At 65.4% G+C, this 14,247-nt stretch carries 12 protein-coding genes; 10 read left to right on the forward strand and 2 right to left on the reverse strand.

Features of this window, described 5'->3' with window-relative positions; all coding sequences use genetic code 11:
* Window positions 1-299: 299 nt before the first annotated feature.
* Entirely contained in the window at window positions 300-1,343 is a 1,044-nt protein-coding gene (gene rsgA / locus DOM45_RS11345; RefSeq protein ID WP_110600625.1) for a small ribosomal subunit biogenesis GTPase RsgA, read from the reverse strand.
* Between the two features lie 168 nt (window positions 1,344-1,511).
* On the opposite strand from rsgA, the gene orn reads away from it, so the two are divergent.
* Window positions 1,512-2,081, forward strand: coding sequence for an oligoribonuclease (gene orn, locus DOM45_RS11350; protein ID WP_110600627.1), 570 nt, complete (start codon window positions 1,512-1,514; stop codon window positions 2,079-2,081).
* A gap of 25 nt (window positions 2,082-2,106) precedes the next feature.
* Here orn and queG read toward each other — a convergent pair whose 3' ends face one another.
* Window positions 2,107-3,198, reverse strand: a complete 1,092-nt coding sequence (gene queG / locus DOM45_RS11355; protein WP_110600629.1) for a tRNA epoxyqueuosine(34) reductase QueG — start codon at window positions 3,196-3,198, stop codon at window positions 2,107-2,109.
* Window positions 3,199-3,365: 167 nt separating this feature from the next.
* Between queG and DOM45_RS11360 the strand changes: the two genes are divergently transcribed.
* The 9 genes from DOM45_RS11360 (at window position 3,366) to hflC (ending at window position 14,084) form a co-directional block, all read left to right on the forward strand.
* The gene (locus DOM45_RS11360; protein WP_110600630.1) at window positions 3,366-4,883 is read left to right on the forward strand and encodes an NAD(P)H-hydrate dehydratase; all 1,518 of its coding nucleotides are present in this window, start codon (window positions 3,366-3,368) and stop codon (window positions 4,881-4,883) included.
* On the forward strand, window positions 4,867-5,349 hold the full coding sequence (tsaE, locus tag DOM45_RS11365; protein ID WP_110600632.1) for a tRNA (adenosine(37)-N6)-threonylcarbamoyltransferase complex ATPase subunit type 1 TsaE: 483 nt from the start codon (window positions 4,867-4,869) through the stop codon (window positions 5,347-5,349). The genes DOM45_RS11360 and tsaE overlap by 17 nt, the downstream gene beginning before the upstream one ends.
* A 269-nt stretch (window positions 5,350-5,618) precedes the next feature.
* The gene (locus DOM45_RS11370; protein WP_240612389.1) at window positions 5,619-6,971 is read left to right on the forward strand and encodes an N-acetylmuramoyl-L-alanine amidase; all 1,353 of its coding nucleotides are present in this window, start codon (window positions 5,619-5,621) and stop codon (window positions 6,969-6,971) included.
* 37 nt (window positions 6,972-7,008) lie between these two features.
* Complete coding sequence (gene mutL, locus DOM45_RS11375) at window positions 7,009-8,991, forward strand: DNA mismatch repair endonuclease MutL (RefSeq protein WP_110600634.1); 1,983 nt, start codon at window positions 7,009-7,011, stop codon at window positions 8,989-8,991.
* 4 nt (window positions 8,992-8,995) lie between these two features.
* Window positions 8,996-9,976, forward strand: a complete 981-nt coding sequence (miaA, locus tag DOM45_RS11380; RefSeq protein ID WP_240612367.1) for a tRNA (adenosine(37)-N6)-dimethylallyltransferase MiaA — start codon at window positions 8,996-8,998, stop codon at window positions 9,974-9,976.
* A gap of 127 nt (window positions 9,977-10,103) precedes the next feature.
* Window positions 10,104-10,355, forward strand: coding sequence for an RNA chaperone Hfq (gene hfq, locus DOM45_RS11385; protein WP_110600638.1), 252 nt, complete (start codon window positions 10,104-10,106; stop codon window positions 10,353-10,355).
* A 14-nt stretch (window positions 10,356-10,369) separates the two neighbouring features.
* Window positions 10,370-11,692, forward strand: a complete 1,323-nt coding sequence (gene hflX / locus DOM45_RS11390; protein ID WP_110600639.1) for a ribosome rescue GTPase HflX — start codon at window positions 10,370-10,372, stop codon at window positions 11,690-11,692.
* 194 nt (window positions 11,693-11,886) lie between these two features.
* Window positions 11,887-13,119 carry an FtsH protease activity modulator HflK gene (hflK, locus tag DOM45_RS11395; RefSeq protein WP_110600641.1) on the forward strand — a complete coding sequence of 411 codons (1,233 nt, stop codon included), beginning with the start codon at window positions 11,887-11,889 and terminating at the stop codon, window positions 13,117-13,119.
* On the forward strand, window positions 13,119-14,084 hold the full coding sequence (gene hflC / locus DOM45_RS11400; protein WP_110600643.1) for a protease modulator HflC: 966 nt from the start codon (window positions 13,119-13,121) through the stop codon (window positions 14,082-14,084). Before hflK ends, hflC begins: the two co-directional genes overlap by 1 nt.
* Window positions 14,085-14,247 lie beyond the last annotated feature (163 nt).

Genomic DNA, 14,247 nt, shown 5'->3' on the forward strand with positions numbered 1-14,247 from the left:
TCTGCCGGGTGACGTGTCCTCTGCAGTGGGACGACGACTGCCGAGTCCAATCCAGCCTATGGCTCACCGTGACGAGGGGGCTTGACGCTCGCCCCATCGTCGCTCCCCCTCTATTTTGCGCCACAAGACGACGAAACCCTGAACGACTCTCCGCTTGCGCCTGGGTCCGCGCACAAGGATATCCCTGTCCCGGCGCGCCTCTTGTGGCATCCGTGCCACAAGACCCGGCTCAACGGGAGCCGCTCAGTATCGTCTTGCAAGGCGCCTGGGGCGGCGGCTTCGATAAACCTTGGTGACTCTCAGGACGCGGTGATGTCGTCTCTGATGCGCTGGAAGCTGGCGAAGCGCTCAGGATGGATCTCGCCACGCTCGACGGCCTCCAGCAACGCGCAGCCGGGCTCCTGACGGTGGCGACAGTCGCGAAAACGGCAGTGGCCGAGAAAGGGGCGGAACTCGATGAAACCGTCGGCCAGCTCGCGCTCGTCGAGGTGCCACAGCCCGAACTCGCGAATGCCGGGCGAGTCGATCAGGTCCCCCTCGCGGGGGCGCCCCGCAATACCGCCCTCGGGTAGCGGGTAGAGCCGGGCGGTGGTGGTGGTGTGCCTACCCTTGCGGGTGTCCGCCGACAGAGCGCCGATGCGCAGTGTCTCCTCCGGTAGCAGCTTGTCGATCAGCGACGACTTGCCGACCCCGCTCTGACCGACGAAGACGGAGGTGCGGTCCGTCAACTGCGCGTGCAGCGCGTCGAGACCGTTATCACCCCGCGCCGAGGCTTCGATCAGCGGATACCCTAGCTCAAGATAGCGTGCCAGCATGGTACGTAACGGACCCCCCTCGGCTGGCAGCAGGTCACTCTTGTTGAGGATCAGCGCCGGTGGTATGCCGGTATTCTCGGCAGCCACCAGATAGCGATCGATCAGGTTCGGATGTGGCTCCGGTTCCGTCGCGACCACGATCAGGATCTGGTCGATATTGGCGGCCACCGGACGCAACTGGCCATGAAGATCCGGGCGCTCCAGCACGCTGGTGCGTTCGCCGCGAGCGACGACGACGCCGCTGCCATCGCTCGCTTCCCGCCAGATCACGGCATCGCCGGTGACCAGTCCCTCCAGATTGGCACGCAGATGGCAGCGGTGCCGACTGATGCTGTTGCCCTCGACGAATTCGACCTCCAGCGAGCGGCCGAAATGGGCGGCGACACGCCCCGGGCGCTCGGCGCTGTACTCGCCGGCATCGAGGCGCTCGCCGTCGCGCTCGTCCTTCTTCGAGGCGCGCTCGGCACGCTCGGCCTGGATCTTCTCGACCCGCCAGCGCTGCTGGCGGGTCAGTTTGCGGCGGCTCATGGTTGGCGTCGACTCACGGTTGTCTGCAGCTCAGGAGAGGGAAAGCTCACCTCAGGCGTTTGCCCCTTCCTCGTGTCACGGGGGTAGAATGGCGGCATTGTAGCCGTTACCGACCTGCCGTGTCCGCTCGCGTCCGTGTGGCCGGGGACACCGACTCTGGAGTTGTTCATGTCTGAACCATCCGCCGCTGGCGCCCGCCGCGATCTGCTGATCTGGATCGATCTGGAAATGACCGGTCTCGACCCGGATCGGGAGCGCATCATCGAAGTGGCGACCCTGATCACCGACGGCGAGCTCAATCTGATCGCCGAAGGCCCGGTACTGGCAGTGCACCAGCCGGATGCACTGCTCGAGGGGATGGACGAATGGAACCAGAAGACGCACGGCGAGTCCGGACTGGTTCGGCGGGTACGTGAGAGCACCATCGACACCTCGGAGGCGGAGCGGCGCACGCTGGCGTTCCTGGCCACCTACGTCGTGCCCGGCACCTCTCCAGTCTGCGGCAACAGCGTCCACCAGGACCGGCGCTTCCTGGAGCGCGAGATGCCGACGCTCAACAACTTCTTCCACTATCGCAACCTGGACGTCTCGACGCTGAAGGAGCTGGCCAAGCGCTGGAATCCGGCGGCGGCCAACGGCTTCACCAAGCAGAACACCCATCAGGCCCTGGACGATATTCGCGAGTCGCTGGCGGAACTCAAGCACTACCGCGAGACGTTTCTGAAGCTGCCCGGCTGATCGCCGCCTCAACCGCGCGGCTCGCTCAGCCGCTGGCGATGCGCGCCTCACGCTTGTGCCGCTGCTCCTCCAGTGCCCAGCGCACGTGCTCGCGTACCAGGTCGGAGGGGTAGGCCAGACGAGCTCGCAGGGCGTGCTCGACGCGCTCGCTCCAGGGCGCATTGCCCAGGCCGACGGCCAGGTTGCGCAGCCAGCGCGGGTAACCGATGCGCCGGATCGGACTGCCTTCGGTGCGCTTGAGGAATTCGCTCTCGCTCCAGGCGAACAGGTCGATCAGTTCCGCGCGGTCGAGATCGTGGCGCGGGGCGAAATCCGGCTCGGCGCTGACGCGGGTGAAGCGGGTGAAAGGACAGAACAGCTGGCAGTCGTCGCAACCGTAGACGCGGTTGCCCATGGCACGGCGAAATTCGAGCGGAATGCTGCCGTGGAGCTCGATGGTCAGGTAGGAGATGCAGCGCCGCGCATCGATCACCTTGTCGTCGATGATCGCCCCGGTCGGGCAGGCGGTCTGGCAACTGTTGCAGGAGCCGCAGTGCTCGCGCTCGAACGGCGGGTCCACCGGCAGCGGCAGGTCGGTGTAGAGCTCCCCGAGGAAGAACAGCGAGCCGGCCTGGGGATTCAACAGCATGGCGTTCTTGCCGAACCAGCCCAGGCCGGCCTTCTGGGCCAGGGCGCGCTCCATGACCGGGGCGGAGTCGACGAAGGCGCGATAGCCGATCCGGCCGACCTCCTGCTCGATCCTGCGCGCCAGCTGGTCGAGACGCTTGCGGATCAGTTTGTGATAGTCGCGCCCCAGGGCATAGCGTGAAACGTACGCCTTGTGCGGTTGTCCCAGTACCCGGGTGGTCTCGACCTCGGGCGGCAGATAATCCAGGCGCGCGCTGATCACGCGCAGCGTTCCGGGAACCAGCTCCTCGGGCCGTGTTCGCTTGGTCCCGTGCTTGGCCATGTAGTCCATCTCGCCATGGTGTCCGGCCTCCAGCCAGCGCTGCAGATAGCGCTCATGGGTCTGTAGATCGGTATCGGTGATACCGATCGCCTGGAAGCCGAGTTCTCGTCCCCACTGCTTGACGCGTGAGGCGAGATCGTTGAAATCGACGCTGGATGGCTGTGACATAGCGCAGGAGTGCACGCAGAGGTGGGAGTGTCGGGTGCGCTACCCTACACCACCAGCACCAGCCGGTCGAACGTCCGCCGGATGCCGGTCACGGCGTTTGGCGGCGTCGTTCATCGATAGCCACACCAGGATTGTTCGCCATCTTTCGGAACACGACAGGAGCCTCCATGTCCGCCTCCTCTTCTCAGCGCCCGCTCTATCTCGCCGGTCAGGTCCGTGAACTGGATCGCCGCACCATCGAGGCCGAGGGCGAGGGCTTCGCCTTGATGCGGCGCGCCGGCGAATCGACCTACGAGGCGTTATGTGCCCGGTGGCCGGGTATCCGTCGCCTCTGTGTGCTCTGCGGCGGAGGCAACAATGGGGGCGATGGCTATATGGTCGCCGCGCTGGCTGCCGCCGATGGTGTAGCGGTCGAACTGGTGGCGCTGAAGCCGGTGGCCGAGCTCGAGGGCGATGCGCGGCGAGCCGCCGAGTTGGCGGCGGAAGCGGGCGTCGTGCCGGTGGCGTGGAATGACGAGCTGACGCTGGACGGGGAGCTGATGGTCGACGCGATGCTGGGGACCGGTGCCCAAGGCGCACCGCGCGCGCCTTATGCCGCGGCGATCGCCGAGGTCAATGCCAGCGGCTGCCCGGTGATGGCACTGGATGTACCGTCGGGAGTCGATGTCGATACCGGTCACGTCGAGACGGAAGCGGTGGTGGCGACGCTGACGGTCACCTTCATCGGCGACAAGCTGGGACTGCACACCGGCGCGGCGCTGGACGTGGTCGGCGATGTGATCTGCGCCTCGCTGGGCGTCGATCCCCAGTCACATGGCGATATCACACCGGTCGCCTGGCTGCAGACGCGTGAGGATCTGGCCCGGGCCCTGCCACCGCGGAAGCCCAGCGGCCACAAGGGGAATTACGGCCACGTACTGGTCGTGGCCGGCGCACCGGGAATGGGCGGGGCGGCGCTGATGACCAGCGAGATGGCGGCACGCGTCGGTGCCGGCAAGGTCAGTCTGGCCACCGACGCCGCTCATGTCTCGGCCAGCCTGACCCGGTTCCCCGAGATCATGGCGCGAGGCGTGCGTGGCGCGCCGGATCTGGCCACGATGATCGACTCCGCCGACACGGTGGCCATCGGTCCGGGCATCGGTAGCGGTGCCTGGGGGCAGGCGGCACTTCAGAGCGTGCTCGACGCCGACAAGCCCTGCGTGGTCGACGCCGATGCGCTCAACCTGCTGGCTCGGGAGGAGAGCGGCGGCCACTGCGACGACTGGGTGCTGACGCCGCATCCCGGGGAGGCAGGACGACTGCTGGGAATGTCCACCGCCGAGGTGGAGCGGGATCGGCCGGCAGCCGTGATCGCCCTGCAACGGCGCTGGGGTGGCACGATCGTGCTCAAGGGCGCGGGTACGCTGGTCTACGACGGCGAGCGGCTCACGCTCTGTCCGTTCGGCAATCCCGGCATGGCCAGCGGCGGGATGGGCGATGCGCTGACCGGCATCATCGCCGGGCTGGCCGGCCAGCTCGGATCGCTCGAGGAGGCTGCACGGATCGGCGTGCTGGTCCATGCCCTCGCGGCGGACGCGGCGGCGCTGGATGCCGGCGAGCGTGGTTTGCTGGCGACTGATCTGGCATCCTATGCGCGAACTTTGGTCAACCCTCAACCTGTCTCGAGTCATGCCGATCACGCTTAACGACGAAGCCGCCCAGGTGGCCTTTGGTGAAACGCTGGGCCGGGCCCTGGCCGGTCGTGGTCAGGTTCATCTGATCGGTGAGCTTGGCGCCGGCAAGACCACGCTGGCGCGGGGCATACTCCGGGCCTATGGCCATGGGGGTGCGGTCAAGAGTCCGACCTATACGCTCGTCGAGCCCTACGAGACCGCGTCGGCCCGAATCTTTCATTTCGACCTCTATCGCCTCGGTGACCCCGAAGAGCTGGAGTTCATGGGCGCTCGCGACATGCTGGGCAGCGACGCACTGTGCCTGATCGAGTGGCCGAGCCGTGGCGCGGGCTGGTTGCCGGCCCCGGATCTGGAGATTCATCTGCAACTGGTCTCCGGTGGTGGCCGGCGGGTGTCGGGAACTGCTTACAGTCAACAGGGAAGAGCCGTCTTGGCGGCAATGCCGGCGAGCTTGAGTCACAAGGAAGATGAATGCTGAAAGACGCTCGAGAGATGTCGGCCGCGGTCGTGACCGTCCGTCGCGAGGTCCCGTCACGAATCGCCGGTGGGATCGGGTATGCGCTACTGCTACTGGTGTGGATCTGCTCGCTGGCCATGTCAGTGAGGTTGGCCGGGTCGGCCATGAACCGTTTCGTCGGAAGCCGGATAGATCGTCTCGGGAGGTATGGGCGGGCAGCGGTGACGGCGCTGGTGTCTCTCTGCTGCCTGGGCACGGCCGTGCAGGCGCAGGCGGTGGAAGTCCACAACATGCGGCTGTGGTCGGCGCCCGATCACGTCAGACTGGTATTCGACATGTCGGGGCCGGTCAACGCTAACGTCTTCACGCTCGACGGCCCGGACCGTGTCGTGATCGATCTCGACAGCACCGACCTGGATTTCGATGTCGACAAGCTGGATCTGGACGACAGCGCCATCTCCAAGGTGCGCACCGGTGTACGCGAGAGCGGTGGGCTGCGGGTCGTGCTCGACGTCAATCGGGCCGTGGTACCCAAGAGTTTCACGCTGCCGCCCAACGAGCAGTACAGCGCTCGGCTGGTGGTCGACCTCGACTATCCCGGCGCCAGCGCGGTCAAGAATCCCATCGATCCGATCGAGGCGATGATCCGGGATCAGGAGATCGCCGCGCAGCGGGCGCAGAAGGAGGCCGTGGCCGAGGGCAATCCGGAGCAGGCCGAAGTGGTGGCATCCGCCGTCGAGGCCCAGCCCCATCCCAAGCGGGACATCATCATCGCCGTGGACCCCGGTCATGGCGGCGAGGACCCCGGTGCGATCGGTCCCCACGGTACCCGGGAGAAAGACGTCGTGCTGGATATCGCACGCAAGCTCAAGCAGCGCTTCGATCAGACGCCGGGATTCAAGGCCTTTCTGACCCGAGATGGCGACTACTACATCGGCCTGCGCCAGCGCACCCTGATCGCGCGCCAGCAGAAAGCCGATTTCTTCGTCTCGGTGCACGCCGATGCGGTGCGCAGCAGCCAGCCATCCGGCAGCTCGGTCTATGCGCTTTCTCAAGGGGGGGCGACCTCGGAGACCGCACGGTGGCTGGCGGCAAGCGAGAACCAGTCGGATCTGATCGGCGGTGTCGATGGCAACTTGAGCCTGGACGACAAGGACGAGGTATTGCGCGGCGTGCTGCTCGATCTGACCATGACCGCGACGATGAACGACTCGCTGGCGACCGGCGGGCAGGTGATCGACCAGCTCGGGCGAATCAACAAGCTGCACAAGTCGAGTGTCGAGCAGGCCGGTTTCGTGGTGCTGAAGTCACCCGACATTCCGTCGCTGCTGGTGGAAACCGGGTTCATCTCGAACCCGCGCGAGGAGGCCCAGCTCAAGTCCTCCGCGCACCAGGCCAAGCTGGCCCAGGCGATCTACGACGGGATCGTGGCCCACTTCCGCCAGCATCCGCCGCCCTCGAGTCTGCTGGCGTGGCAGCGGGATCAGGGGCGTGGCGGTGCCAGCAATGAATACCGCGTCCAGCGAGGCGACTCCTTGTCCCAGGTGGCAGCGAGCCACAACATCAGCATGAAGGCGCTGAAGCAGGCCAATGGACTGGACAGCGATATCCTGCGGGTAGGGCAGGTGTTGACCATTCCATGATGAGGGCAATCGAAGCGAAAGCCGCAGGAGACCGTCGATGAGCGAGTCGTCACGCATCCGCATACTCGACCCCCGCCTGGCCAACCAGATCGCCGCGGGGGAGGTCGTCGAGCGTCCGGCGTCGGTGGTCAAGGAGATCGTCGAGAACGCCATCGATGCCGGCAGCCAGCGCATCGAGGTGGAGCTCGAGGCGGGCGGTTCCCGGCTGATCCGGGTGCGCGACGATGGCATCGGCATCGGCGAGGAGGATCTGCCGCTGGCGCTGTCCCGCCACGCGACCAGCAAGATCGCCTCGCTCGAGGATCTCGAGGACGTCTCCAGCCTGGGGTTTCGTGGCGAGGCGCTGGCCTCGATCAGCTCGGTCTCGCGGCTGGAACTGATTTCCAACGCCGCCGACGACCCCGCCGGAGGCTGGCGGGTGGTCGCCGAGGGGCGCCAGATGGAGCCCCGGGTCACCCCCGCGCCCCACCCGAGGGGTACCTCGGTGCTGGTGCGCGACCTGTTCTTCAACACGCCCGCGCGGCGCAAGTTCCTGCGTACCGAGAAGACCGAGTTCGGCCACGTCGAGGAGGCGTTCCGGCGGCTGGCGTTGTCCCGTTTCGATATTGCCTGGGTGCTGCGGCACAACCAGAAGGTGGTGCATCAGCTGCCCGCCGTGGCGTCGGATCAGGCCGGGCGCGAGCGCCGAATCGGCTCCCTGCTGAGCAGACGTTTCCTCGATGAAGCGCTTCACGTCGACCTGGAAGCCACAGGGCTGCGCCTGTGGGGCTGGGTCGGCCAGCCGACCCATTCGCGGGCCCAGGCCGATCAGCAGTATTTCTTCGTCAACGGCCGCATCGTCCGGGACCGGCTGGTCGCCCATGCCATTCGTCAGGCCTATCGCGACGTGATGTTTCACGGCCGACACCCGGTGTTCGTACTCTACCTGGAGCTCGATCCGCGGGTGGTGGACGTCAATGTCCATCCGACCAAGCACGAGGTGCGCTTCCGCGACGGGCGCCTGGTCCACGATTTCCTGTTCTCGAGCCTGCACCGCGCGCTGGCCTCGGTGAAGCCCAGTGATGCGGTGGCGGAAAGCGGTGAGGAGGGCGCGCACGAGTCTGCCGCCGACATGACGGTCGCCACGGCCTCGCCACGGCCGGGCAATCCGGCACACCCGTTGGCCGGGGACGACTCCCCGGACTGGCAGCAACAGCGGATGGCGCTGGCCGGGCAGCACTCGCCGGGGGCACAAGTGGGGCAGAGCCGGCCCGGGACGCAGCGCATTCGCGAATTCATGGCCGGTTATCACGCGCTGCATCCGGATCATGAATCGACGCTTCTCACGCCGCGGGAAGCAGGCGCTGGCGCGCCCGGCGGCGAAGCGGCCAGCGTCGCCCAGGACGAGCGCTCGCCGGCAGCGGTGACCACCCTGCCGGCGACGGACGACACCCAGGCACCGCCGCTGGGGTACGCAGTGGCGCAGTTGCATGGCGTCTATATCCTGGCGCAGACCGAGCGCGGCATGGTGATCGTCGACATGCATGCCGCCCACGAACGGATCGTCTACGAGCGCATGAAGCAGCAGATTCACGCGGGCGCGCTCGATGCCCAGCCGCTACTGGTGCCGGTCTCCATGGCGGTCAGCGCGGGTGAGGCAGAAGTGGCGGAACAGGAGCGCGAAGCGTTCGCCCGGCTGGGGGTCGTGCTCGATGCTGCCGGTCCGGAGACACTGCTGATCCGCCAGGTTCCCGCACTGCTGGCCGACGCGGACATCGAGCCGCTGGTGCGGGACATGCTCGGCGATCTCGAAAAGTTTGGCCGCTCCGACCGTCTCGAGACCCGCATCAACGAGCTGCTCAGCACCATGGCCTGCCACGGCAGCGTGCGCGCCAACCGGCTGCTGACCCTGCCGGAGATGAACGCGCTGCTGCGGGACATGGAGCGAACCGAGCGCAGCGGGCAGTGCAATCACGGTCGACCCACCTGGACCGAGATGTCGATGGCGCAGCTCGACAAGCTGTTTCTTCGGGGGCAGTGACCGCGTGAACGACGCCTCGTCCGCTTTGCCATCGTCGGAGCATTCGCGCCGGGACGACCGACCGCTGGCGATTCTGCTGCTCGGCCCGACCGCCTCGGGCAAGACCGACAGCGCTATCGCGCTGCACGAGCGGCTGGGGGCCGAACTGATCAGCGTCGACTCCGCCATGGTCTACCGGGGCATGGATATCGGGACGGCCAAGCCGTCTCCGGCCGAGCTGGCGCGGGCGCCGCACCGGCTGATCGACATTCGCGATCCGGCGGAGATCTACACCGCCGCTGATTTTCGCCGCGACGCCCTGATCGAGATGGAGAAGATCAGCGCCTGCGGCAAAATGCCGCTGCTGGTGGGCGGGACCATGATGTACGCCAAGCGTCTCGTCGAGGGGGTGGCCGCCATGCCCGCCGCCGACCCGCAGCTGCGCGAGCGACTTCGTCGGCGCGGCGAGCGCGAGGGCTTCGAGACGCTCCACGCGGAACTTGCGCAAGTCGATCCCCAGGCCGCCGAGGCGATCCATCCGCGCAACCGGCAACGCCTGATCCGGGCGCTCGAGGTGTTTCGGCTCAGTGGCGTGACGCTCTCCGAGCACTGGCGGCGCCAGCAGCCGGAAAACTTTCCCTGGCGACTGTTGTCCATAGCTCTCGCGCCTGCCGAGCGCAGCGTGCTGCACGAACGCATCGCGCGGCGTTTCGATGCCATGCTCGCTGGTGGATTCGTCGCGGAAGTGGCTACATTGAAACAGCGGGGCGATCTCCACGCGGATCTGCCATCGATGCGCAGCGTCGGCTACAGGCAGGCTTGGGAGCATCTCGAAGGTGCCTATGATCGCGACGCACTGCGTGAGCGTGGCATCGCCGCCACGCGTCAACTGGCCAAGCGTCAGTTGACCTGGTTGCGGCGCTGGCCCGATCTGCACTGGGTCGACAGCTGCGCACCGGACGTCGATGGGAAGATTGCGAAAATCGTGCGTGAGCACGGCAGTTAGCGTAAAATGGCGGGCTTCGTCCAGACCTATACTTGCGGCAAGCGATGCCGCCGGTGTGATGCCGAGTCAGAACGAATCGCCGCCCAACTAAAACAGCACTATTCATAACAGCATTAGGGAGAGCAACATGTCCAAAGGACAGTCCCTTCAGGATCCGTACCTGAATATTCTGCGCAAGGAGCGCATCCCGGTTTCCATTTTTCTGGTCAACGGCATCAAGTTGCAGGGTCAGATCGAGTCCTTCGATCAATTCGTCATCCTGCTGCGCAACACCGTCAGTCAGATGGTCTACAAGCATGCCATTTCGACGGTCGTGCCGTCCCGTAACGTCCGGTTGCCGCCGCAGGATCCCAACGCAGCACCCGGACTCGATAGCTAATCGAGAGGTTGTGATTGTTTTTCGAACGTCCCGACGCCGGCGAAACGGCGATTCTGGTCCATGTGGACTTTCAGGACGAGCAGGAGCGCGAAGATCCGGGTGAACTCCTGGAACTGGTGCGCTCCGCCGGGGCGGAGTCGGCTACCCTGATTCAGGGCAGTCGGCGCCGCCCCGATCCTCGTTCCTTCATCGGCAGTGGCAAACTCGACGAGGTCAAGACCGCGCTCGAGGCCCATCATGCCGAACTGGTCATTTTCAATCATGCCCTGTCTCCCTCCCAGCAGCGTAACCTCGAGCGTACGCTCCAGTGTCGCGTGCTCGACAGAACGGGCCTGATTCTCGATATCTTCGCGCAGCGCGCGCGAACCCACGAAGGCAAGCTCCAGGTCGAGCTGGCCCAGCTCGAATACATGTCCACGCGCCTGGTGAGAGGGTGGACGCACCTGGAGCGGCAGAAGGGCGGTATCGGTCTGCGCGGGCCCGGCGAGACCCAGCTCGAGACCGACCGTCGCCTGCTGCGTGGCCGGATCAAGTCGATCCACAAGCGCCTCGACAAGGTACGCAAGCAGCGCGATCAGAACCGCCGTGCCAGAGCGCGGGCGGAGGTGCCCAGCGTGTCGCTGGTGGGTTACACCAACGCTGGCAAATCGACCCTGTTCAACTCGATCACCGCCTCCGAGGTGTACGCCGCCGATCAGCTGTTCGCCACGCTCGATCCGACTCTGCGCCGGCTCGACGTGCCGGATGTCGGCGACGTGGTGCTGGCGGATACGGTCGGGTTCATCCGGCACCTGCCGCACAAGCTGGTCGAGGCGTTCCAGGCCACGCTGCAGGAGGCCACGGAGGCGAGCCTGATCGTCCACGTGATCGACGCCGCCGACCCGGACCGCGAGCTCAACGTCGCCCAGGTCGACAGCGTGCTGTCGGAGATCGACGCCGATGAAGTACCCCGTCTGCTGGTGATGAACAAGATCGACCTGCTGGGAACGTCGCCGCGCATCGAGCGCGACGAGCATGGATTCCCCCAGGTCGTATGGCTCTCCGCCCGCGACGGCGAGGGGCTCGAGCTGCTGCGCGAGGCGCTCGGCGAGTGGCTGGCCGAGGATATCCTGGATATCCGCTTGACGCTGACACCCGAGCAGGGTCGACTACGAGCGGCGCTGCACGACTTGCAGGCGGTGCAGAACGAAGCGTTCGACGAACAGGGACATTCGAATCTGGAGATTCGCTTGCCCCGGCGGGAGTTTATGCAGATGATGGCTCGCTTGGGCGAACGCGCCGACGACTATTTACCCACCTCGGAAAAGACACCGGTTGCCGATTGGCAACGGGTTTGAGGTGACAAAAACGACGCAGGGGAGCTTCGTGGTCCGGGAACCGGACCCGAACGATGCAGGGTAACGAGGGTTCGATCTCGGTTCGAACAAACCCTTTGCACGCGAGTGCAACGCCACGGCGGCTCACGCTCCCGATGCCATGCGTAATGCTTCGGCCTGACGCAACGCTTTGATCGCATCATTGGAGACTAGGTATGGCTTGGAATGAGCCTGGTGGTGGCAACAACCAGCAGGACCCCTGGGGCGGCGGAGGGGGCCGGCGTCCGGGTGGTAATGGTGGCAACAACGGTGGCGGCAATCAGGGGCCGCCGGACCTCGATGAAGCGCTGAAGAAATTTCAGGACAAGATCAATCGTCTGCTGGGCGGGCGCGGCAAGCGTTCGGGCTCCGGGGGCGGGGATAGCGCTGGCGGCGGTGGCGGCAAGCGCAACCCGTTCGTGCTGCCGATCCTGGTGCTGATCGTTGCGGCCGTGATCTGGGCCGGTTCGGGTTTCCACCTGATCGACCAGTCCGAGCGCGGCGTGGTGTTCCGTCTCGGCAAGTACACCGACACCTTGAATCCCGGCCTGCACTGGAATCCGCCGATCATCGATCGGGTGGACAACGTCAACGTGACCAGCATTCGCTCCGCCACGCAGACGGACTCGATGCTGACCAGCGACGAGAATATCGTTCGCGTCAGCGTGTCGACCCAGTATGTGGTGAGCGATGCGCATGCCTTCCTGGTCAACGTCAACGAGCCGGAAATGACGCTGCAGAACGCGATGGACTCTGCCCTGCGCCAGGAAGTGGGCAACATGCATCTGCAGGAGATTCTCACCACTGGCCGGGATCGGCTGGGGCAGCGCATCTTCGATCGCCTGACCGCCTACATGGACGCCTACGGCACTGGCCTGCGCCTGCAGACGGTCAACGTCGAATCGACGGCGCCACCGGACCAGGTCCAGAATGCCTTCGACGACGTCATCCGCGCCCGCGAGGAGCGTCAACGCTCGATCAACCAGGCCAATGCCTACAGCCAGGCCGTCGTGCTCGAGGCCAAGGGTCAGAAACAGCGGCTGGTCGAGGAGGCCAACGGCTACAAGGCGGCCATCGTGTCGGATGCCACCGGCCAGACCAATCGCTTCAACTCGCTGCTGGGCGAATACCGCCAGGCACCGGACGTGACCCGGCAACGCCTCTATCTGGAAACCATCAGCCAGGTGCTGAGCAATACGCCGAAGGCGCTCGTCGACCTGGGTGACAGCAATGCCGTGACGGTACTGCCGCTCAACCAGATGCAGGCGGGTGGCAATGCCAGTGGCAAAAGCGGTTCATCGTCGATGAGCATGCAGCAGCTCGAACAGATATCACGCCAGGTAGTCGATCACATGAACAGTGGCTCGCAGCAGCCGACGCGTAGTTCCAGCCTGCGGGAGGGTCGCTAATGTTTAATAACCGCGCCCTGATTGGCGTCATCATCCTGGCCTTGCTGGCATGGTTCGCCAGCGCCAGTTTCTACGTCGTCAACGAGACCGAACGCGCCATCAAGCTGCGTTTTGGTGAAGTGATCGAAAACGATATCGGCCCCGGCCTGCATTTCAAGCTGCCGGTGTTCAACACGGTTCGTATCTTCGACGTCCGCGTGCAGACGGTGGACTCCAGTGCGACGCGCTATCTGACTGCCGACTCCAAGGCGGTGATCGTCGACTCCTTCGTGAAATGGAAGATCGCCGATCCGCAGCAGTTTTACGAAGCGACCCGGGGCAATATCCAGGTCGCCGAGAACCTGATCGCGCCGCGAACCGACGAGGCGCTGCGCAACAAGTTCGGTCAGACCGAGATGTCATCCATCATCCAGGAGCGGATCGCGGCAGAGAGCGACAACCAGCAACTGGTGGGAGAGGACAAGGGGGCCGATACCGTCGAGGGTGCCCGGGAAGAGCTCATGGTCGAGCCGGTGCAACAGCTCGATCAGGCCATGCGCGACGAGCTTGGCGTCCATATCCTCGACATCCGCGTCAAGCGTATCGAGCTTCCGCCCGAAGTGACCCAGGCCGTCTACGAGCGGATGAACTCGGAGCGCGAGCGCGCTGCACGGACCTATCGTGCGGAGGGCTCTCAGCAGGCCGAGGCGATCCGTGCCGATGCCGACCGTCAGCGCCAGGAAATTCTGGCGAATGGACGTCAGGAAGCGGAGACCACGCGAGGTGAGGGCGATGCCCAGGCGGCGAAGATCTACGCCAGTGCCTATCAGCAGGCACCGGATTTCTTCTCCTTCTACCGCTCGATGCAGGCCTACCGCGACAGCTTCAGTGGCGAAGGAAAGGATCTGCTGGTGTTGAGCCCCGACAACAGCGACTTCTTCCGCTACCTGAAGAATCCGACCCCTGACGGGACCTCGGCGCCGTGAGTGGCATCAGCCGCGAATAGTGTGGAAAACGGACGCCCGCGGGATTTTTCCGCGGGCGTTTCGTGGTAACATCGTCTAGCCGGGTTTCGCCCGGCTTTTTTGTGCGGCCTGTATCGGTGCCATCACTCTCGGCGACGCCGAGCCAGGCGCTGGCGCGAGTCCG

The organism is Salinicola lusitanus (assembly GCF_003206045.1).
Lineage (GTDB): Bacteria > Pseudomonadota > Gammaproteobacteria > Pseudomonadales > Halomonadaceae > Salinicola > Salinicola lusitanus.